This window comes from Lysinibacillus sp. FSL L8-0312 (assembly GCF_038003285.1).
GTDB classification, from domain to species: Bacteria; Bacillota; Bacilli; order Bacillales_A; family Planococcaceae; genus Lysinibacillus; species Lysinibacillus fusiformis_D.
The window spans coordinates 1,036,908-1,055,490 of sequence record NZ_JBBOOV010000001.1 but is presented as its reverse complement, the minus strand read 5'-3'; the positions used below and the strand labels follow the sequence as shown (position 1 = coordinate 1,055,490).

General features: G+C 36.6%; 27 protein-coding genes and 1 pseudogene. 23 read left to right on the top strand and 5 right to left on the bottom strand.

The annotated features are described in order from the left end of the window. Positions 1–427 precede the first annotated feature (427 nt). Positions 428–1,012, bottom strand: coding sequence for an excalibur calcium-binding domain-containing protein (locus MHI22_RS05545; RefSeq protein WP_340811314.1), 585 nt, complete (start codon positions 1,010–1,012; stop codon positions 428–430). 259 nt (positions 1,013–1,271) lie between these two features. Further along, positions 1,272–1,364 (bottom strand): annotated as a pseudogene (locus MHI22_RS05540) (SHOCT domain-containing protein); the annotation flags it as partial. 1,199 nt (positions 1,365–2,563) lie between these two features. Here MHI22_RS05540 and MHI22_RS05535 point away from each other — a divergent pair. The 5 genes from MHI22_RS05535 (at position 2,564) to MHI22_RS05515 (ending at position 7,714) form a co-directional block, all read left to right on the top strand. Further along, on the top strand, positions 2,564–2,989 hold the full coding sequence (locus MHI22_RS05535) for an acyl-CoA thioesterase (protein ID WP_340811313.1): 426 nt from the start codon (positions 2,564–2,566) through the stop codon (positions 2,987–2,989). 11 nt (positions 2,990–3,000) lie between these two features. Further along, complete coding sequence (locus tag MHI22_RS05530; protein ID WP_089932718.1) at positions 3,001–3,375, top strand: DUF423 domain-containing protein; 375 nt, start codon at positions 3,001–3,003, stop codon at positions 3,373–3,375. A 162-nt stretch (positions 3,376–3,537) separates the two neighbouring features. Beyond that, complete coding sequence (locus MHI22_RS05525; protein WP_340811311.1) at positions 3,538–4,854, top strand: SPFH domain-containing protein; 1,317 nt, start codon at positions 3,538–3,540, stop codon at positions 4,852–4,854. Positions 4,855–4,868: 14 nt separating this feature from the next. Further along, positions 4,869–5,972, top strand: a complete 1,104-nt coding sequence (locus tag MHI22_RS05520; RefSeq protein WP_340811310.1) for a TFIIB-type zinc ribbon-containing protein — start codon at positions 4,869–4,871, stop codon at positions 5,970–5,972. Positions 5,973–6,508: 536 nt separating this feature from the next. Continuing rightward, positions 6,509–7,714: an EAL-associated domain-containing protein gene (locus tag MHI22_RS05515; RefSeq protein WP_334312331.1), complete on the top strand. Its 1,206-nt coding sequence runs from the start codon at positions 6,509–6,511 to the stop codon at positions 7,712–7,714. Positions 7,715–7,802: 88 nt separating this feature from the next. Here the strand turns inward: MHI22_RS05515 and MHI22_RS05510 are convergent, their stop codons facing one another. From MHI22_RS05510 to MHI22_RS05500, 3 genes are all read right to left on the bottom strand, one after another. Then, the gene (locus tag MHI22_RS05510; protein ID WP_340811307.1) at positions 7,803–8,963 is read right to left on the bottom strand and encodes a tyrosine-type recombinase/integrase; all 1,161 of its coding nucleotides are present in this window, start codon (positions 8,961–8,963) and stop codon (positions 7,803–7,805) included. A gap of 93 nt (positions 8,964–9,056) precedes the next feature. Further along, positions 9,057–9,491, bottom strand: a complete 435-nt coding sequence (locus MHI22_RS05505) for an ImmA/IrrE family metallo-endopeptidase (RefSeq protein ID WP_340811306.1) — start codon at positions 9,489–9,491, stop codon at positions 9,057–9,059. Between the two features lie 14 nt (positions 9,492–9,505). Continuing rightward, positions 9,506–9,979 carry a helix-turn-helix domain-containing protein gene (locus MHI22_RS05500; protein WP_340811304.1) on the bottom strand — a complete coding sequence of 158 codons (474 nt, stop codon included), beginning with the start codon at positions 9,977–9,979 and terminating at the stop codon, positions 9,506–9,508. 165 nt (positions 9,980–10,144) lie between these two features. On the opposite strand from MHI22_RS05500, the gene MHI22_RS05495 reads away from it, so the two are divergent. The 18 genes from MHI22_RS05495 (at position 10,145) to MHI22_RS05410 (ending at position 18,582) form a co-directional block, all read left to right on the top strand. After that, the gene (locus tag MHI22_RS05495) at positions 10,145–10,381 is read left to right on the top strand and encodes a helix-turn-helix transcriptional regulator (protein ID WP_340811303.1); all 237 of its coding nucleotides are present in this window, start codon (positions 10,145–10,147) and stop codon (positions 10,379–10,381) included. A 14-nt stretch (positions 10,382–10,395) separates the two neighbouring features. Next, on the top strand, positions 10,396–11,175 hold the full coding sequence (locus tag MHI22_RS05490; RefSeq protein WP_340811302.1) for a phage antirepressor KilAC domain-containing protein: 780 nt from the start codon (positions 10,396–10,398) through the stop codon (positions 11,173–11,175). Next, positions 11,172–11,507: a hypothetical protein gene (locus MHI22_RS05485; protein WP_340811300.1), complete on the top strand. Its 336-nt coding sequence runs from the start codon at positions 11,172–11,174 to the stop codon at positions 11,505–11,507. The genes MHI22_RS05490 and MHI22_RS05485 overlap by 4 nt, the downstream gene beginning before the upstream one ends. A gap of 204 nt (positions 11,508–11,711) precedes the next feature. Then, positions 11,712–12,002, top strand: coding sequence for a helix-turn-helix domain-containing protein (locus MHI22_RS05480; protein ID WP_340811299.1), 291 nt, complete (start codon positions 11,712–11,714; stop codon positions 12,000–12,002). Next, on the top strand, positions 11,990–12,244 hold the full coding sequence (locus MHI22_RS05475) for a hypothetical protein (RefSeq protein ID WP_340811297.1): 255 nt from the start codon (positions 11,990–11,992) through the stop codon (positions 12,242–12,244). The genes MHI22_RS05480 and MHI22_RS05475 overlap by 13 nt, the downstream gene beginning before the upstream one ends. A gap of 168 nt (positions 12,245–12,412) precedes the next feature. Then, complete coding sequence (locus MHI22_RS05470) at positions 12,413–12,748, top strand: RyR domain-containing protein (protein WP_340811295.1); 336 nt, start codon at positions 12,413–12,415, stop codon at positions 12,746–12,748. A gap of 236 nt (positions 12,749–12,984) precedes the next feature. Next, positions 12,985–13,194, top strand: coding sequence for a hypothetical protein (locus MHI22_RS05465; protein ID WP_340811293.1), 210 nt, complete (start codon positions 12,985–12,987; stop codon positions 13,192–13,194). Continuing rightward, the gene (locus MHI22_RS05460) at positions 13,191–13,427 is read left to right on the top strand and encodes a YqaI family protein (protein ID WP_340811290.1); all 237 of its coding nucleotides are present in this window, start codon (positions 13,191–13,193) and stop codon (positions 13,425–13,427) included. The genes MHI22_RS05465 and MHI22_RS05460 overlap by 4 nt, the downstream gene beginning before the upstream one ends. Positions 13,428–13,498: 71 nt before the next feature. Beyond that, the gene (locus MHI22_RS05455; RefSeq protein ID WP_340811287.1) at positions 13,499–14,398 is read left to right on the top strand and encodes a hypothetical protein; all 900 of its coding nucleotides are present in this window, start codon (positions 13,499–13,501) and stop codon (positions 14,396–14,398) included. Then, the gene (locus tag MHI22_RS05450) at positions 14,349–15,152 is read left to right on the top strand and encodes a PD-(D/E)XK nuclease-like domain-containing protein (RefSeq protein ID WP_340811286.1); all 804 of its coding nucleotides are present in this window, start codon (positions 14,349–14,351) and stop codon (positions 15,150–15,152) included. The genes MHI22_RS05455 and MHI22_RS05450 overlap by 50 nt, the downstream gene beginning before the upstream one ends. Before the next feature lie 13 nt (positions 15,153–15,165). Further along, complete coding sequence (locus tag MHI22_RS05445) at positions 15,166–15,339, top strand: hypothetical protein (protein ID WP_340811284.1); 174 nt, start codon at positions 15,166–15,168, stop codon at positions 15,337–15,339. A gap of 11 nt (positions 15,340–15,350) precedes the next feature. Then, positions 15,351–15,716: a zinc-finger-containing protein gene (locus tag MHI22_RS05440; RefSeq protein WP_340811282.1), complete on the top strand. Its 366-nt coding sequence runs from the start codon at positions 15,351–15,353 to the stop codon at positions 15,714–15,716. Between the two features lie 42 nt (positions 15,717–15,758). Beyond that, the gene (locus MHI22_RS05435; protein WP_340811281.1) at positions 15,759–16,076 is read left to right on the top strand and encodes a hypothetical protein; all 318 of its coding nucleotides are present in this window, start codon (positions 15,759–15,761) and stop codon (positions 16,074–16,076) included. A gap of 63 nt (positions 16,077–16,139) precedes the next feature. Beyond that, the gene (locus tag MHI22_RS05430; protein WP_340811279.1) at positions 16,140–16,550 is read left to right on the top strand and encodes a hypothetical protein; all 411 of its coding nucleotides are present in this window, start codon (positions 16,140–16,142) and stop codon (positions 16,548–16,550) included. Positions 16,551–16,562: 12 nt separating this feature from the next. Then, a complete protein-coding gene (locus MHI22_RS05425) occupies positions 16,563–16,811 on the top strand; it encodes a hypothetical protein (RefSeq protein WP_340811278.1) in 249 nt (82 codons plus the stop codon). A gap of 15 nt (positions 16,812–16,826) precedes the next feature. Beyond that, a complete protein-coding gene (locus MHI22_RS05420) occupies positions 16,827–17,618 on the top strand; it encodes a DnaD domain protein (protein ID WP_340811277.1) in 792 nt (263 codons plus the stop codon). After that, on the top strand, positions 17,542–18,363 hold the full coding sequence (locus MHI22_RS05415; protein ID WP_340811275.1) for an ATP-binding protein: 822 nt from the start codon (positions 17,542–17,544) through the stop codon (positions 18,361–18,363). The genes MHI22_RS05420 and MHI22_RS05415 overlap by 77 nt, the downstream gene beginning before the upstream one ends. 33 nt (positions 18,364–18,396) lie before the next feature. Beyond that, on the top strand, positions 18,397–18,582 hold the full coding sequence (locus tag MHI22_RS05410; protein ID WP_340811273.1) for a hypothetical protein: 186 nt from the start codon (positions 18,397–18,399) through the stop codon (positions 18,580–18,582). The last annotated feature ends 1 nt before the right edge of the window (position 18,583 follow it).

Below are 18,583 nucleotides of genomic sequence, written 5' to 3'. Positions count from 1 at the left end.
GTATATGTTGTTAGTACTATTAAATTATATCAATATTACCATGTTATGTAAACTTATTATACTAGAATATGGTTCAAGCTTGGTAAATCACTCAAAGAAATAGCCAGGTGCTCAACAGAGTACCTGGTTTTTTATTTGTTTATATAGAGTTTTGATAGATATTCACTAGAATAATTATGTATATTTTACAGAGTTTTGAACATCGTGGGAAGTCTATTATTAAGATGTACCAATTAAACAACACAAGGAGGAAATTATTTATGGCAATTAATAAAGGAAATACTGATTTTAATTTAACTGTTTCACAAACAGGGGATAAGAGTTTAAAAGTATCATGGAACTGAAACTAAAGTGGCCAAGAACAGAACAGTTTTATATAAACAAGATAAGAAGTCACCCATTTAAAATAATGAGTGACTTTCTTTTGTTATTTATCACAAGCTAATCCATCACCATCTCTATCGAGTCTTGATGAGTAACCGGGTTCTCCTCTTCTAATGTTCGAATAACCTGCTGCTTTAGCTTCTTTACAATTTCTGAAGTTTAAAGTATGTTGTGGTGTTGCTGTTGTAGTAGTCTGTTGAGCAGCTTCTTGCTTTTGTGTTTCTTCAAGCTTTTTTTGCTCTTCTTGTTGCTTTATCTCTTCTTGTTTTTTACGTTCATTTTCTTGTTCTTCTAGTTTTCTTTGTTCTTCCAACTTCTTTTGCTCTTCAATTTTATGCTCGTAATCTTTAATTTTCTGATCAATATCCTTTTCTCTTGCTTTTAAATCCTTTTCGAATTTAATCAATTTGTTTTCTTTCTCTTCCAATTGCTGTTCCTTTTTAATTAACTCCTCTTCTTTTGCCCTATTTGTTCCACCAAAACATGAAGATAGTAAAACTATAATTACAAAAAATAAAGTAATAATGACGCGTATTTGTTTAGTAAAATGACTGTACTTCCACATTAAAAATAAACCTAATGGAAAGAAGATAATTAAAAAGAATATAGTCCAAAATCTACTATGCATTACTAGATTCCTCCTAGATAATTATGTATAACATTGGTAATTATATCACCTATAAGTGATATTTTACAGATAAGTAAATGAAATTCTGTTAAGTGAAATTTGATAAAACAAAGAAGCTGGGACAAAAGAAAAAATGTTAGACCAAGATACAATCGGTCTGACATTTTTTTGATTTAGGAAGAAATATTTAACTCAATGAGGCGAAAAAATTATTATCTATTTTCGCTATTTTTCAAAATAATCGAGTTCTGTCCCAGCCTCATATATCTAATAGCTGTTTCTTCTTTGCATCAAATTCTTCCTGTGTTAAAATACCAGCATCCATTAGTTCTTTCAATTTAATTAATTCATCAGTTGGTATTGGTAATGTTGTTAGGAGGGGAGTGACAGCTGCTTGTGTAGTCTCTTCCTCTTCGGCAACAATTAACAATGAAAGCTTTTTAAGGTCCTTCTTATCGGATTTGATGACTAAAGGCACTTTCTCTCCGTTTTCTCGTTTTAAAAATAGGGTAGCTACCGATTTATCTTTCCCGATATTAGCTCCCATTGCTCCAGCTATAGCTCCCGCATTACCGAATTTACTTCCGATTACTGTCCAGCCAACTATACTTGAAGTACTCTTTTGGACATTTTCTACACGTTCCCATTTAATTAACTTGAAGGTTTCTGGTTCTTTGTAGTCGACAGCAATATTTACATAGCCTTGTTTGGTTTGTATTAAAACAACTTTCTTTTATCTGTTCTTTTCCATTCAGGATGGTCATGTTTAGTTTGATTGCTTTAGGTGCTTTTTCTTTCTTTTGAGGTATTGTTTTTTCTGGAATGCCGAAGATATTTTCAAATTCATTCGCGAAAGGTTTGGTTGCATTATCATTAGTTAGTTTGAGTTTAATCTCATTCTTTAAATAGGTGAAATCAACTTCTACAGCTAATATTTTTCTGTTGACGATTTAGTTACTAATAGCAATTACATCGTAAGAAACAAATAATTTTCCTTTTTTATCTTTTTCCAATGTAAGCAATCTTTTAGTAGTTAACAAGAATAAAAAATAAGTTAACTTTTTTGAACCGGTTGTCGCAGATATTATCTGTTCATCATGCTCAATAAGAGTTGACAAAATATTTATATCTTCTTCAACAAACGAAATAACCTGTTTACCAGCTGGCTATAAATAAACTCTTATTTGTTCTTGTATATTCAAATTAACTTCGTCCTTCCATATAGAATGTTGGTAATATAAGAAAACTATATCAACCCTGTTTGGTGTTGTCAGTACGTTATAAATAATAAATAGGTCACTTATTTGAATGAAATGAGTGACACACTGTGTGTAAATACAGATTAGTGTACCTGCTCGTGCATGTTTATTTATAAATCATAAAGAGGTACCGCAGTGTTTATATGAATTATATTTCATATTAGAAAAATCTATATTTATTTTAGATATTTAAGAAATGCTTCCCTCTATTTTTCAACGTTCCAATTTCCATTGAGCAAAAACCCCGCCAAACCAACACTTTTACGCTATAATGTAGGACGAGGTGAAGAAAATGTTTGTGAGTGAAAAACAGATTGAGATTCGATATGCGGAGACCGACCAAATGGGCGTGGTGTACCATGCAAACTATATCATTTGGATGGAGATTGGGCGTTCGCAGCTGGTAAATGATGTAGGTTTTGAGTATGCTGCTTTAGAAAAAGATGGCTATGTTTCGCCAGTAATGGATTTATCGATTTCGTATAAGGCCGCCATGCATTATGGACAAGTAGCGACAGTGCGTACTTGGTTGGAGAAGCATGATCGTTTACGAACAACCTATGGCTATGAAATTTTACATGAGGATGGCACGGTGGCAGCCACAGCTCAATCCGTACATATTCTTGCGCATAAGGATACATTGCGCCCGGTCTCTTTAAGTAAAATTGATCCTGCTTGGGATGCCAAATATAAAGAAATTGCTGTTGAGGCAAAATAGGAGAGCAACAGATGGAAATGTTTTTAGTGTTAGGTGCGATTTTGGCAGGTCTTGGTGTTATTTTAGGTGCTTTCGGGGCACATGCACTGAAGGATAAGTTTGCTTCACCGCATTATGCAGCGATTTGGGAAACGGCTGTGCAATATCAGATGTATCATGCTTTAGGGATTATGGGGCTAGGTATTCTCTCTAATGAGGCACTTTTAGGAAGCTCTAGTCTGCTTTCTTGGGCAGTATATTTGATGTTTACAGGGATTGTTTTCTTTTCTGGTAGCTTATATGTGCTTGCCGTGACAGGTGTGAAAAAGCTAGGGGCGATTACACCAATTGGCGGAATGTTATTTATCGTCGCATGGGTGCTTGTTATAATAGCTGCCTTATCCTAATAAAGAAAATGTAACGAGACAGCTCTTATGATTCATTTCATAGAGGCTGCTCGTTTTTTTAATTATACGAAGAAAATGAAACAATTTGTCTGATTTTGCGTATTACATAGTATTGATAGATGATAAAATAAGCTAAACATTAATATGAAGGTGGGAAAAATTATGGGTTTATTAAAAGCAGGAGTTGGGGCATTAACAGGCGTCTTAGAGGATCAATGGCGTGAGTATTTCTATTGTGAGGCATTATCTGCAGATGTTCTTGTAACAAAGGGTGTGAAACGTACTTCTAAACGAGGTTCAAATAAAGGCAATGACAATATCATTAGCAATGGCTCGATTATTGCCATCAATGAAGGGCAATGTATGATGATTGTTGAGCAGGGGAAAGTTGTTGAATTTTCTTCAGAGGCTGGAGAATATGTTTATGATACGTCAACAGAACCATCGATAATGTTTGATTCAGATTTGTCGCAAGGTATTCTGGAAACGTTTAAGCAAATAGGCAAGCGTTTCACTTTTGGAGGAGAGCCTGCGAAGGATCAGCGAGTTTACTATTTTAATAAGAAGGAAATTGTAGGGAACAAATATGGAACACCTGCACCCATTCCATTCCGTGTCATCGATCGCAATATTGGTTTAGATATTGACATTGCAATTCGCTGTCACGGGGAATATTCATATAAAATTATTGATCCATTATTATTCTATACAAATGTTTGTGGCAATGTAGAGCATGAATTCACAAGAGTAGCAATTGATAGCCAGTTAAAATCGGAATTAATGACAGCATTACAGCCTGCTTTCGCGCAAATTTCAGCAAGTGGCGTTCGTTATAGTGAAATACCTGCTCATACAGTTGCTTTAGCAGATGCACTCAATAAGGTATTATCAGAAAAATGGCTTGCAACACGTGGCTTGGCTGTTGTGTCATTTGGTATCAGTACGCTCAAGGCTTCTGATGAAGATGAAGCCATGATTAAACAGCTACAACGTAGTGCCGTTATGCGTGATCCAGGCATGGCAGCTGCCCATTTAACGGGTGCGCAGGCAGAGGCTATGATTGCAGCTGCTAACAATGAGGGCGGTGCGATGGCAGGATTTATGGGCATGAATATGGCCGCACAAGCTGGTGGCGTCAATGCTAGTCAGCTTTATCAAATAAATGAGCAAAATAAGCAAGCTGCGATGCAAAATCAAGCAACGAAAGCAACTGATACATGGACTTGTGCATGTGGTCATGAAAACACGGGGAAATTCTGTTCAGAGTGTGGTGCGGCAAAACCATTGGAAGAGGGCTGGGCATGTACTTGTGGTGCGGTCAATAAAGGTAAATTCTGTAGTGAGTGTGGGGCAAAAAAACCAGCTGGCGCTTTACTTTATGTATGTGATAAATGTGGATGGACACCAGAGGACCCAGTGAATCCGCCTAAATTCTGTCCAGAATGTGGCGATGTTTTTGATGAGAATGACGTCAAGTAAGGAGATGAAGACTGATGTCAACGCAAGATGTTGAAAATGTCAAACAAGTGCAGCTTGACTTTGATGCGGAATGTCCGTCATGTAGCGCATCAATTGAATTTAATCCTTCCACGGGTAAACTGACTTGTCCGTATTGTGGCTTTGAGACTGAAATAGCAATGCCTGATCAGGAGGAACAAAAAGTTGCCCAGGAAATGGACTTCTTCAACGCAGAAGAACGTGGGAATTTCAATTGGGGCGTGGAGAAAAAAACGGTCATTTGTAAAGCCTGTGCTGCTGAAACGATATATGATGCTCTGCAGGTTGCAGATAGTTGCCCTTACTGTGGTTCCAATCAGGTTATGGAGGCTAGCGCTGAAAATACACTTGCACCGAATGGGGTATGTGCTTTTGAAGTAACAGATAAGCAAGCAGGAGAACATTTTCAAAAATGGATTAAAGGCAGATGGTTTACACCGAAAGCTGCTAAAACTAGTGCAAGACCCGATGCTTTTAAAGGAGTATATCTTCCATATTGGACATTTGACTCCAAAACAAGCTCTAGATATTCTGCTAGATATGGACGTCATCGAACGGTTACTGATAAAGATGGGAAAACGCACACGGAAACCGATTGGTATTCAACAAGTGGCTTTTATCAGGAGTTTATCGATGATCACTTAGTCAGTGCAACGACCCGATATGATCGCGACATGATGCGCAAGATTGAACCTTTTAATCTTTTAAATAATAAAGCCTATAAACCAGAATATGTAGCTGGATTTTTATCAGAGCGTTACAGTATCGGCTTGCAGGATGGATGGAGCCAAGCAAAAAATGAAATCCATGATCATCTCCATGCACAAATTACGTCCAAAATTCGTTGGGAAAATCGTGCGGATGTAGTATCAAATTTACGCTTTTCCACAAATCATGATGATATTACATACAAATATTTAATGTTACCGATTTGGCTATCTTCCTTCCGCTATAAGGAAAAGATTTATCGCTTTATGGTGAACGGACAAACGGGGCGAGTAGGCGGCAATGCGCCAATTTCACCACTTCGCGTAACCATAGCTGTTCTGTTATCGTTAATGGTACTAGCAATCATTTGGTATTTCTTCCTGTCTGAATAATGATGAGCAGCACTCCAATTTGGAATGCTGCTTTTTTTCATCCCTGACTTCTGGGCGACAGACTGTTTAGATTTTTCGAGCAGATGGGCTATTGGACATAGATTTTTTTACAATAAGTATTGAAGGTTGAAATAACATAAAATTGTCCTGAATTGCTGGGTAAATGACTGATTTATTTAGTATAGATAGGGTTATTATCATGTATTGTCATGGCTGTTTCCGCGGTATGCTGCATACGTTATAGTGAGAGTACAGCCTTGAAAAAATGTTTTACTGGTTTAAAAATGATCAGATAGTAGAGAAAGCAACCTATTCTGTCTGAAAGTCGTTAGAAATGGTGAAAATCAAACACTGGTTAAAGCGAAGAAAAGGCAAAAATTTAGGTTAGATTTTCCATTAATTATGATAAGTGAAGTTGCGATTTTACTTTAAACCACTTATTATACAGTCAGAGAGCATTTTTTAAGCTATTAATGCACTATATAATGTTATTTTTGAATAACAATAAAAAGTTATTCATAATGGAGGTTTCGATGATGGACGCAATTGAAGTGTTAACAAATTTAGATCAAATACATGGGTATTATCAACCGATATTTAGCGCAGACGCGCATACGGTGATTGCCTACGAAATTTCCGGACATCTCCAAATTGAAGGGCAACAAATTAATTTAAAGGATTTCGTCAATAATGAAGATATTCCAGAAGAATATCGAATTGATATGGAGCATAAAATTTTACATGCGGCATTAGCCCAAATTGATGAGATTGCATCTGATATAGATATTTACATTCCAAGTAATCCAAATTTACTAATGCAAGATTTTGGTGAAAGTCATTTTAATATTATCCAACAATATATAGCTGAAGAGGATTTACGCCGTATCGTACTGGTTGTATCAGAGCACCGTTTTTTAGGAGATATAAATAAATTACACCACGCCCTGCGTTATTTTACGACTTTTGGGGTGAAAACCGCTGTGCAGGAAGTTGGAGCAGAAAGTCATTTAGAGCATATTGCTTTATTGGCACCTCATATTTTAAAGGTTAATACACGTGATTTAAATTATGATTCTTGGTCAGCTCAATCGGACATGATTTCCGCTATTGGTAGCCTTGCCTATAAAATTGGTGCCAATCTTTTATTTGAAGATATCGAAACGGTGTACCAGCTACAATTTGCCTGGAAAAACGGCGGTAGATTTTATCAAGGTCCGTACCTAGCGAATCCAGCAATGACCTTTGTCGATAAAGATGTGTTAAAGGAACGCTTTAAAAAGGAATGCCAGCAATTCATTACTTCTGAAAAGAAAATGCTAGAGGCGCAATATGTGCAGTTGAAAAAATTAAGAGAGGAATTAGAGGCAATTGTTCACCGTGTGAAACCAACGAGCGACAATGTATCCCAGCTAGAATATCTTGCCGAGTTATTGGATAATTACTCTTTCCGACTCTATATATGTAATGAGGATGGTTTCCAATTAACACCTAATATTATGCGAATTGATGGTAACTGGGAAGTACAGCCAAGAGCCATTAATAAGAACTGGAGCTGGCGCCCATACTTCCTCCAAACAATTATTAAAATGCGGAATGATCAAAGTGGGGAAATCTCAGAATTATACCGTGATATTGAAACAGGGGAAATTACTAGAACATTCTCCATCGCCATCAACGAACATGAATATTTGTTTGTTGACCTTTCCTATGACTATCTTTATGAGCACAGTATTTTTAGGTAAGCCTAGAAATGCTGATATAGCAAGGGTTGTGGGGTATAACTTATGATTGTACCCCACTTTGTACCCCAATTTTGATGTTTATCATGATTTATTCAATTTTAATTAAAGAAGAAAGAATTTGCGTTGCTTTTAATTCCTCATCCGCGAGGGAATGTGCATATACCCTCATCACCATTTCAGGAGTATCCCCAATTATTTTTGCAACTGTAGTTACAGCGGTTCCCTCTGCAATAAGAATACTTACAAATGTATGGCGAAGAATATGTGCTGAGAAACGTTCAAAATTATGTTTCTTCTTTAAAGCATTAAACATTTTAGATATATAATTACTGCTAATTGGTTCTAGGTTAGCAGTAATAAATATATAATCATCTTCTTTTAGTTCAACGTTGTAGATTTTTTTCATTTCAATACACCATATTTTAAAACTTTTTAGATGCTCCGATAATTCCTCACTCATATTAATAGTACGGATGCTATTTAGGGTCTTAGGTGAACGAACTCCATATTCATCACGTGTTTTTGTAATTGATATGGTATTTTGCTTGAAATCCAAATCGCTCCATGTAAGGCCTGCTAATTCACCTTTACGCATCCCAGTAGTAGCCAATGTTAGTAAAATTGCATAACGTGTAGCATTTTCAGTAGATTTTGTAGTCAATATTACATTTTCTAGTTCTGGTGCAGTTAACGCATCTTTTTTACGTGTAGGTTTAGCTTTACTCATATCCAATTTTGTATATCGTCTACGATCTAAAATTTCCTCAGCTACTGCATCATTTAACATGGAACCTAAGGTAGCGCAAACCGATTTAATTGTATTTTTGCTGTAACCATTTGCAATCAAATCATCAACAATAAGATTTTGTACTACTAACTTAGTTATTTTATTGAGTTTAAGTTTACCTAAACGTGGTAACAGGTGCCTTCTGCATAACATTTCTTTATGACGCTGTGTCGTAATTTCCCAGCTATTTTCTTTTAACTTCATCCATTTTATGAACCACTGATTAAGAGTAATATTTTCATTTATCAGAGTTTGTTCATTACCACTCATAATGCTAGCCTTAATTGCAATTAAGGCTTTTTCTGCTTCTTGGATTGTAAGGAAACCTTGTCTCGACTTTTCTTTTCTTTTATTAGTGTCGTCATAAAATTTATATCGATAAGCATATTTCTTCTTTTTGTCTGTGTCGATATAACTATAGATACTATCTTTTTTTGTTTTAGTTAGTTTTTGTCTAGCCATCTAATATCTCCTTTTCAACACGGGCAGGTGTAATTAGGAAATAGTTTTTGCATCACCCCTTTCAAATAGGGAATGTACGTTCTTTTTTTAGTATTAAAATAGCCCCTTAAATTTAAGTTCCACCAATTCTATAGGAACATTATATAAGGCAGCTATATCAAAAATGGTCATTTGATCATATGAATCAAATAAACTTTCATTCGGGATTAATAAGTGCACAGCGAAAAAATTCGCTTCTAATTCTAATTTATCAGTTGAAAAGAATGTATACTTTTTGAAGAATAAAGTATTAATTTTAGGGTGTAAAACAGCATGTCCCAATTCATGTGAACAAACAACACGTTGCATCTCTTTATCTATTTTGTTATTGATATGAATAATAGGCATTCTTTTATAAGTTCTGAAATATCCATAAATATTTCCTAAATCGTGATATAAAATGACAATCCCTAACTCTTTTGCTATTTTAAATGGATCTTCAGTTTTATATTTTTTTATCAAGTTCAAAACAATATCTTCTACACCCATTCAATCAAACCCCTCTATTGCTCGTTATCATCTTTATATTTTTTAGGAGTAAACTTTTTCTTCGCTAACCTTTTGGCTAATTTCATAGAATTTTCAATGGATGCTAATAAAAGTTCGCGATCTTCATCATCAAGGTCATCAAGTGTTAATCCGCCATAGTTAGCGTAACTACCACTATCTACCCCACTGAGTACTCTTTCTAAGTCTTTTTCTAGATCCCTTTCGTCTTTCTCAGTTAAAGGCGGTAAAATTTCACCATTGAATTCAATATAACCAGCTATTTTCATTAGTTTCTCATATGGATAATTATAAGCATTAGCTAATCTTCTTAGAGTGTCAGGAGATGGGTGTAGTGGTTTTTTTGAACCACGTCTGAAACCTTTTTCTATATCTGATATGTAGGTGTGACTTAATTCTGTTAATTCAGCAATTTCTCTTAACGATTTATTTCCTCTAAGTTTTTTTAATAAATCTCCTAGTTCACTCATACCAACTCTCCTTTGTAAACTCTATTAACCACATTGTAAAACATATACAACATTATATTAAGTAATTACGTTAAATTTTTCTGTAGAACATAGTTGACATATTGTTGCACATAGATTACTATGAAATTGTAAACGATGTACAACAAAGAAATGAGGTGATCTAAATTGCACAACATTGTAAAATACCTTCGTTTGAGTAAAGAGTTTGATTTAACTCAAGAGGAACTTGCTACTGCCCTTGGTGTTTCAAGGCATACAATAATTTCAATAGAAAAAGGCGGAAATACAACTGCTGAAATGGTATTAAAATTGGGTCATTTTTTCGATAAAGACCCTAGAGAAATTTTTTTTATTCGAGATGTTGCACATAGCTTACAACAATGTGAAAAACAAGCCATATAAACAAGGAGGCAGTTATGAATCAATTACATGTAATTTATGAACAAGTTGTCTTAACAAAAAAATTTAAAGTATATGGGTCATCAGAGAATCCCTTGTTTCTTGCCAAGGATGTTGCTGATTGGATAGAACACAGTAACACACGCATGATGATGAAATCAGTAGATGACTCTGAGAAGGTAGTAAGCAATATTTACACCCTTGGCGGAACACAAGAATCTTGGTTCTTAACAGAAGATGGTTTGTATGAAGTATTAATGCAATCACGTAAACCGATTGCGAAACAATTCAAAAGACAGGCTAAAATGATTCTCAAAGAAATTCGTCTAAACGGTGGTTACATCGTTACTAATGAAACAGATGATGAAGCTTCAATTATGGCAAAAGCTTTGTTGATTGCTAACAAAACTATTGAAAATAATAAGAGAAAAATAGTCGAGCAGCAAATTATTATAGAAAATCAAAAACCAAAAGTGCTTTTTGCAGATGCAGTGCAGGCTAGTCATACATCAATTTTAATTGGCGAATTTGCCAAAATTCTGAAACAAAACGGTATAGATGTTGGGCAAAAACGTCTATTCGAATGGCTAAGAGAAAATGGCTACTTAATCAAACGAAAAGGCTCAGATTATAATTCACCAACCCAAAAATCAATGGAACTGTGTTTGTTTGAAATTAAAGAAACTCCTGTTCATCACAACAGCGGTGAAATCAGCATTAGCAGAACATCAAAGATTACTGGTAAAGGACAAGCTTATTTTATTAAAAAGTTTCTAAACAAGGCGGTGATAGCATGAATGCATTAAATCTTACAGAACCACAACAGTTTGCTAAAGCCTTACTAGAAACTAGTGGTATTACTAGAGAAGTTCTTTTAGAAGCATTTTTCGAAAAGATGAAAAATGATATTTCGGATGAAAAATTAGTTTGGGAAGTAAAAGACCTTGAAAAAGCAACCACATTTAAAGGAAAAGCACTTGAAGAAAAATTTCTTGAAGATCCGCGAATCCTTCAGTATCAAAGACAAGATGTACCTCGTGGCAAACGAGTTTGGTTACGAGAACCGACAGCCAAGATGATTAAAGAAATCATTGAAAATGAATGGCTCTGTATAGGTGCTGTTAAATAAATTTGATAAAACACGGGCAGGTGTATATCAAGAAAAACATAGGAGAGGCCAGGGCAAATGGCCTCAATCAAACTACCAATCTAGTAGAAATCTAAGAGGTAGGGGCAACTACCTCTTATCACTATATTAAGTTAACTTGGAAGAAATTAGTATTCCACAATGGAATTTATTCTAATTTGGAATATTTAGGAGGACTTTAAGAATATGTTCGACGCACTTGAACACGGGAAAATGCTAAAAATCTTTCGCAAGAAAGCAAAAATGACTCAAGAGGATATTGCGGAAGAATTAAATATAACTCAATCATGCGTAAGCAAATATGAAAGTGGTAGGAAGGTGTTGGATTTATCAACATTTTTGAAGTGGATTAACATAACCAACTCGGAGATACCAGCTGCTGCAATGTTGTTCGGAATGGACACAGTGAATGCAGTAACTCAGTTAATACCGATGGTACCGATGTTTATAGGAGGTATGTTTACTTGGATGCTTTAGAAAAACTGAATCAACAGATTAAAAGAGAAGTAGCTTGCATCGATGATCTTACAGATGTAATCAAACTACACGTAAAAGCAGGTCGTATCAACATAGCAAAACAACTAGAACGAGACCTACATAATTCGCTAATACAACTAGAGATACTTCATAGACAAAAATGGTTATGGTCTGCTGTAGAAACTTTGAACAGTCAAGGGACACTACAAAAGGCGGTGGACGAATATGCGCATCAAGCCTAGAGCGTGGCGACATATGACGTTAAAACAGAGGTTAATTTATGTACATTTCTTTTGTGATAAGAGGGTGTTGGTGAGGCTAAATGAATACAAAAAAGCTGTTTAATCGAGCGAGGATTAAACAGCCTGACAATCATATACAAATCAATTATATCACATGGAGGTAATTAAATGAATATAGAATTAATTGCAAAAATTTGTAATAACGTTATCTACGAATACTGTAAGAGCCAATACAATTTTTCGGAAACACTATGGGACATTGCTCCTGACTGGCAAAAAGAATCTGCTATAAGGGGAGTCAAATTTGCTTTAGAAAATGAACGTACACCAGAAGAAATGCATGAACATTGGTTGGTCCGAATGCGTGAAGAAGGCTGGGTTTATGGGCACATAATGGACTCGGAGTTAAAAACACATCCATGTATCAAGCGATATGGCGAGTTACCAGAGTATCAGCGCACAAAGTACAAGTTATTCAAATCTGTTGTGAATTCGTTTTTATAATCATAGACGTTTGCGAATGAAAATTCGCCCTCGTCAAGCAGCCAGCAATTTGCCGTCTCCCTACGGTAAGCTTTGCCAAAATTGTTGGTTGCTTGATGGGGCTAGCAATCTACTTATATAAACCGAGCGGAGCATGCCAAGACGGACCGTTTAAATCCCGAGCAGCAGCAATAGCCAACGCCAAGACGTGATGTAAGTAGATTGGTGGTTATCCATCAGAAAGAAGGTGAGAGATCATGAGTATTGCTCAATTTAAGCCGAAAATGCGTGAGATACGGCTAGATACAGAAGATTTTGAGGAACGATTTGCTGAGTATGACATCATCAGTGAGTTCACAGGAATCATCCTTACTTTAGTAGCTGTTGAGGATAATGTACGTTATATAAGCTTTGTCACGGCATCTTATGCAGAAGTGTTACGGAAACAAAAGGAGGCAATAGCGTGAGACAACTTATGGAAGTTGAAAATCCAATGGTGTTAGGAACAATTGAGCCAGTAAATAATGTACCAACATTTCGTTATGTAGAAATGAAAAGAGATTTTCGAGATATCTATGGAAGTTTAATCGTATTCAATGATGATTTCATGGAGTTTCAAAACGGTGATATCGTTCACATGGATAACATTCACACATATCTTGAGGATCAATACAATGCAGTATTTTGCACAAAAAAATAAACCACTTGGCAGAGTGGTCTTAGCATAAAAAATATTTAGCGCAATTATAGCGCACTACAGGAGGAATTTCAATGAGTAACTTAGCAGAACAATTCAATAATCCTCAAATGGGACAACCTCAATTTCAAGGTGGAGCTCTAGCACAAGCTAGTGCATCTCGTGAAATGGAGGAAGTAAAAGGACAAATTTTCATGGCAAAACAGTTTCCACGAAACGTGTTCCAAGCCGAGCAACGTGTTTTAGATACTTGCCGTCGTCCAGCACTAGCGCAGGTTGCTATGTATCAATATCCTCGTGGTGGACAACGAGTAACAGGTCCATCCATCCGATTAGCAGAAGCAATTGCACAAAACTGGGGCAATTTATCATACGGTATTCAGGAATTAGAGCAACGTGAAGGGGAATCGATAGCAAAAGCATTCTGTTGGGATCTTGAAACGAATGTCCGTCAAGAAAAGGTATTTACCGTCAAACATTCTATGAAAGCAAAAGGGTCTATTAAAAAATTAGAAGATCCTCGTGATATTTACGAAAAAGTTGCGAATGATGGTGCTCGCCGTTTACGTTCATGCATTTTAGGCGTGATCCCTGGTGACATCATTGACAAAGCGATTGTTCAATGTCATGAAACGTTAGCTGGTAATAGTCAGGGTCCTTTAAAGGATCGTATCGCAAATGCATTACGTAGTTACAAAGAAAACCATCGTGTTACACAAGAAATGATAGAAGCAAAGTTTGGTTACAACGCTGATTCATTTACTGAATATGACTATGTAGAGCTAATTAACATATTTAACAGCTTAAGAGATGGCTTGAGTAAGGTTGATGATTGGTTTAATAAAGAGGATGCTAAAAAGCAATCTAGTGGATTAGGTAATGATTTTAAAGCTCAAGTTGAACCAAAAACAGAGGTGAAACCAGATGTACCAAACGACATTCCGATTGAACAGCCAGAATTACCACTCGAATGAGGCGAACCAACACTATATGTCAGTATCTCAGTTTAAAAGCGCTATGGAATGTGAAGCTAGAACATTTGCTGAGGTAAGGGGCGAGTTTTCTCGTCCTCCCTCTACAGCTCTAATGGTTGGTTCATATCTACACGCAGCCTTTGAGAATGATATGGCATTTACTGAATTTCTAGAACAGAACCACAACAGCATTTACGGCAGTCGAGGTGGGAAATACAAGGATTATGAAAAAGCTGACGACATGATCGAGACTATCAAAAACGACGAGTTTTGCATGTTCGCTTTACAAGGTGAGAAAGAGGTCATTTATACAGGTGAACTATTCGGAGTAGAGTGGAAAATCAAAGTCGATAACATCAATCATGAACGCGGATTTTTCAGTGATTTAAAGAGCACTCAAGAGCTTCGAAAGCGTTACTGGAGTGAGAAATACAATACGTGGGTTTCATTTGTACAAGCCTTTGATTATGTACTGCAAATGTGGGTGTATCGAGAAATCATTTTTCAAAACACTGGTCGTTACTATGATCCATACATTGTGGCAGTTACAAAAGAATCACCACCTGACAAAGCCGTTTTACATTTCGATTCAGGGCGTTTCGACTTCGAGAAAGAATATGTTCAATCGATGCTACCAAGCATCATAGATGCGAAGCTAGGGCGTAAAAATGCACATCGATGTGACAAGTGCGAATATTGCCGAGGAACCAAGAAACTAAGTGGCACTTTTGAAATTGAATATCTACTAGATTAGGTGGTGCATCTGAATGAATAATGTACCAACGAAGGTGTTATTGCCTGCTTGGATATTTGAGCAGGCGAAGGATAACGATGAAATCAGACGCTTGGTGCTGGATTATATGAGGCGTTATCCAAACTATCGAATTGTCAAAATTAGTGGTAGTTTTGCACATTGTGATATGTATGACGGGCTGTTATAGGAGGTTTAGAAATGATTTGTGGTTACTGTGGTAACGAGGCTGAGTTTATGTCCAGCAAAGATTTTTACGGTCAAGATTATGGCGTGAACATGTACGTGTGTAGACCTTGTGATGCCTATGTAGGTACGCATGGTAAAGGGAAAACGCCACTAGGTACATTAGCAAATAAACGATTGCGATCAATGCGTAAAACTGCTCATTCAATGTTTGATCCACTATGGAAAGGCAAGTATCGGAAAATGGGTAGAGGCAAGGCGTATCAAGTAATGCAAGAATTAATGAATTTACCACCTGATAAGGCTCATATCGGCATGATGGATGAAGAACAATGCTATGAGCTGATTCAGAAGTTAAAGGTTTATAGGGGCTTAGTTTAAGCAACAGGCAAGATGATTTTTATACCGTAGGAGGTCAAAGAAATGATGAAAATTGGTAGTGCAGAATGGTTTAAACAATTGAGTGAAACAAAATTCCCTTCATATTTTGCTTTTTATTATTTACAAAAGGCAGATACAAGAACAATTGCAGTGAAAATTGTAGATTCAAAAGCTAAAGATGCTGAGGGAATAAAGTACGGTGCATTAGAACCTACGATTGGAATGTATTTTTCAGGAAATAACATTGCTCTTGTTGATGTCGCTATGGTGTTTGATGCAAATCAGTATTATGAGAAAGTCAAAAAAGTTGCTGAAACATGGGGCATTGAAATCATCGATGAAAAAGATAAATCAGCTTAATGTGGATTTTGTGAACAAATCCGTAATTAAAAATTTGAATATTGAAAATATGGAGGGCAAACCATGCAAGTATTTCAACAAAACATCTTCGGTGGCGAGGATGAAATTATCTCTACTGTGCCAGTCATTGTGTTAAAGCACAAAGAAAAGGAAAGCCGTTATCTAGCTGCAGATATTGAAGTAGCAGATTTCAGTGATCCAGACGGTGATATAACGATGGACGATATCCAAGATGCTTTCATCATTGTTCGTAACGATCGTCAAAAGCCAGGTCCAGAAGATGTCGAAGAGGTGCGTTTATTATCAGAGGCACATAAGCGAGGGATGATAAAAAAGTATGGTGACAAAGCTGTGGTCAGTTATGACGTAACGGAATGGTTAAAAACTTATGAGCCAGTGAACATCGACATACCAGTAGATAAATTCAATCTAGCATGTGAAGCGAATGGTTGGGAGTCAGTGAAAACGTACTAGGAGGGGCGAGGCATGGATAAACAAATTACAGTAACGATGCCAGTTGAAGAATACGAAAGGTTGAAAAGGGATGAAATTAGGCATGAGGCTTTAATACACAGTCTACGAAGTTGTATTGGAGTACAGGAAGTTGGAAACGAAGGCGAAACTCAATTGATTGTAATTACCGATTCAGTAGTCGAATTACTTGCTCCATTTAACGACTGGGATTTCGAATTAGAGCATTTCGACAAGGTTATTATTCGACCATACAAAGGCTAGGAGGGGCGAGGGCAAATGGGCATCATCCGAGTGGCTAAGAACAGCAACTATGTAGTGATGAATCGAACGGCATTGAACGATAACCGGCTATCTTGGAAAGCTAAAGGCATAATGGCATACATGCTTTCAATGCCGGATGATTGGGTGTTCCACATGAATGAACTAGTGACGCACTCAACTGATGGAGAGCGAGCTTTTAGGGCTGGATTTAAGGAACTACAAGATCATGGATACATTACACGTCAACCTGTACGCGAAGGGCAACGCATTGCAAGTTGGGAAACGATAGTTCATGAAGTTCCTCAAGAAAAAGAAGATTCTCTACTTTGCGGTTTTGTACATGTAGAGAATGAAGATGTACAAAACGTACATGTACAAAATGAAGATGTACAAAACAGCAGACTACTAAGTACTGATAATAACCAAGTATTGAATAAACCAAATACTGATAATAACCAAGTACTGACTACAGACACGAAGCATGCTCAAAAGCTATATGAGTTTTTTGTCAGTCGTCTGCAAAAGTTTCCTAGTGATAAGTTACGAGATGACATTGAATACTACCTAGCAACCTATCATGATGTGGATCTTATTATCGAAGCGTTTGAGCGAGCACTTATAAATAGCCGAGTTACAAATAAAGAAAAATATGCTACTGGAACATTACGCAACTGGAAACATGAAGGCGTAACATCTATCCAACTATTAGCTAAAAAGGAGGCGCAGCAACTTGCAGGCAATCAACACAACACTACAAAAGGACAGCGTACTACACAAAGTGAACTCGGGGTTGATGTGGGCTTCTAGTAAATGTGAGAAACATGATATTCCACTGATGATCGTAAATGGTAAAGAATCTTGTCCTAGATGCTTTTGCGAGAAAGAAAATGCTGCATTCGAAGCTGAATTTAAAGCTGAACTCCAGCAACAGCAAGCAAAGGTTAAGTTTAATACACTCGCAAATAAAAGTTTGATACAGGACAAAACATTATTAGATGCCACGTTTGATAGCTATATTGCACGGACAGCCGAAGAACAGACAAATAAACAAAAAGCATTGCAATATTTAGAACGCTACCAACAAGGCCGCCGTTTCAATCTTTGGTTTAACGGCAAGCCAGGTGTTGGGAAGAGTCACTTGTCTATGAGCATCTTAAAGGCTCTCAATAGCTTGCATGTATCATGTTTGTATATCGACATCGATGAAATGTTGAGAAAGATTAGATCTAGTTTTAACGACAAGGACTCTCCATTCACTGAGCAGTATTTCACCGATTTACTAACGAACGTTGACTACTTGGTACTGGACGATTTAGGAGCAGAAACAGGTAACATCGATACGAACAAACAGGCTACGGATTTCACCAGCAGATTATTACGAGCTGTTGTTAATGGAAGACAAGATAAATCAACAATCGTAACTACGAATCTATCAAGTAAAGCGCTAATGAATATGTATGATCCAAAGCTAATTAGCCGCATGATGAAGAATTTAGAAACGATTATTTTTACAGAAACAACGGACAAACGTATTAAAAATATTGGATTTTAGAGGGGCAACAGCCCCTTGATGGAGGGTGAAGGGATGGACTTTTGGAGGCTTGTAAACGATGTAGCAAAAGCAGCTAATGAACTTCACAGAGAGCAACTTGAAAGAGAAATGGACAAGCTTATGAGTGAAATTGAAGCGTTTAACATCGCTAATGCCATTGACATAGCTTTGGCTACTGGCAACCGTGAGGCTTTTAACAAATTAGTGGGGAGTGAATGAG

Excerpts from the sequence above, each read along its gene's own strand:
- MHI22_RS05545 (WP_340811314.1), bottom strand. The coding sequence starts at position 1,012 with ATGCATAGTAGATTTTGGACTATATTCTTTTTAATTATCTTCTTTCCA.
- MHI22_RS05535 (WP_340811313.1), top strand. The coding sequence starts at position 2,564 with ATGTTTGTGAGTGAAAAACAGATTGAGATTCGATATGCGGAGACCGAC.
- MHI22_RS05530 (WP_089932718.1), top strand. The coding sequence starts at position 3,001 with ATGGAAATGTTTTTAGTGTTAGGTGCGATTTTGGCAGGTCTTGGTGTT.
- MHI22_RS05525 (WP_340811311.1), top strand. The coding sequence starts at position 3,538 with ATGGGTTTATTAAAAGCAGGAGTTGGGGCATTAACAGGCGTCTTAGAG.
- MHI22_RS05520 (WP_340811310.1), top strand. The coding sequence starts at position 4,869 with ATGTCAACGCAAGATGTTGAAAATGTCAAACAAGTGCAGCTTGACTTT.
- MHI22_RS05515 (WP_334312331.1), top strand. The coding sequence starts at position 6,509 with ATGGACGCAATTGAAGTGTTAACAAATTTAGATCAAATACATGGGTAT.
- MHI22_RS05510 (WP_340811307.1), bottom strand. The coding sequence starts at position 8,963 with ATGGCTAGACAAAAACTAACTAAAACAAAAAAAGATAGTATCTATAGT.
- MHI22_RS05505 (WP_340811306.1), bottom strand. The coding sequence starts at position 9,491 with ATGGGTGTAGAAGATATTGTTTTGAACTTGATAAAAAAATATAAAACT.
- MHI22_RS05500 (WP_340811304.1), bottom strand. The coding sequence starts at position 9,979 with ATGAGTGAACTAGGAGATTTATTAAAAAAACTTAGAGGAAATAAATCG.
- MHI22_RS05490 (WP_340811302.1), top strand. The coding sequence starts at position 10,396 with ATGAATCAATTACATGTAATTTATGAACAAGTTGTCTTAACAAAAAAA.
- MHI22_RS05485 (WP_340811300.1), top strand. The coding sequence starts at position 11,172 with ATGAATGCATTAAATCTTACAGAACCACAACAGTTTGCTAAAGCCTTA.
- MHI22_RS05480 (WP_340811299.1), top strand. The coding sequence starts at position 11,712 with ATGTTCGACGCACTTGAACACGGGAAAATGCTAAAAATCTTTCGCAAG.
- MHI22_RS05470 (WP_340811295.1), top strand. The coding sequence starts at position 12,413 with ATGAATATAGAATTAATTGCAAAAATTTGTAATAACGTTATCTACGAA.
- MHI22_RS05465 (WP_340811293.1), top strand. The coding sequence starts at position 12,985 with ATGAGTATTGCTCAATTTAAGCCGAAAATGCGTGAGATACGGCTAGAT.
- MHI22_RS05455 (WP_340811287.1), top strand. The coding sequence starts at position 13,499 with ATGAGTAACTTAGCAGAACAATTCAATAATCCTCAAATGGGACAACCT.
- MHI22_RS05450 (WP_340811286.1), top strand. The coding sequence starts at position 14,349 with ATGTACCAAACGACATTCCGATTGAACAGCCAGAATTACCACTCGAAT.
- MHI22_RS05445 (WP_340811284.1), top strand. The coding sequence starts at position 15,166 with ATGAATAATGTACCAACGAAGGTGTTATTGCCTGCTTGGATATTTGAG.
- MHI22_RS05440 (WP_340811282.1), top strand. The coding sequence starts at position 15,351 with ATGATTTGTGGTTACTGTGGTAACGAGGCTGAGTTTATGTCCAGCAAA.
- MHI22_RS05435 (WP_340811281.1), top strand. The coding sequence starts at position 15,759 with ATGATGAAAATTGGTAGTGCAGAATGGTTTAAACAATTGAGTGAAACA.
- MHI22_RS05430 (WP_340811279.1), top strand. The coding sequence starts at position 16,140 with ATGCAAGTATTTCAACAAAACATCTTCGGTGGCGAGGATGAAATTATC.
- MHI22_RS05425 (WP_340811278.1), top strand. The coding sequence starts at position 16,563 with ATGGATAAACAAATTACAGTAACGATGCCAGTTGAAGAATACGAAAGG.
- MHI22_RS05420 (WP_340811277.1), top strand. The coding sequence starts at position 16,827 with ATGGGCATCATCCGAGTGGCTAAGAACAGCAACTATGTAGTGATGAAT.
- MHI22_RS05410 (WP_340811273.1), top strand. The coding sequence starts at position 18,397 with ATGGACTTTTGGAGGCTTGTAAACGATGTAGCAAAAGCAGCTAATGAA.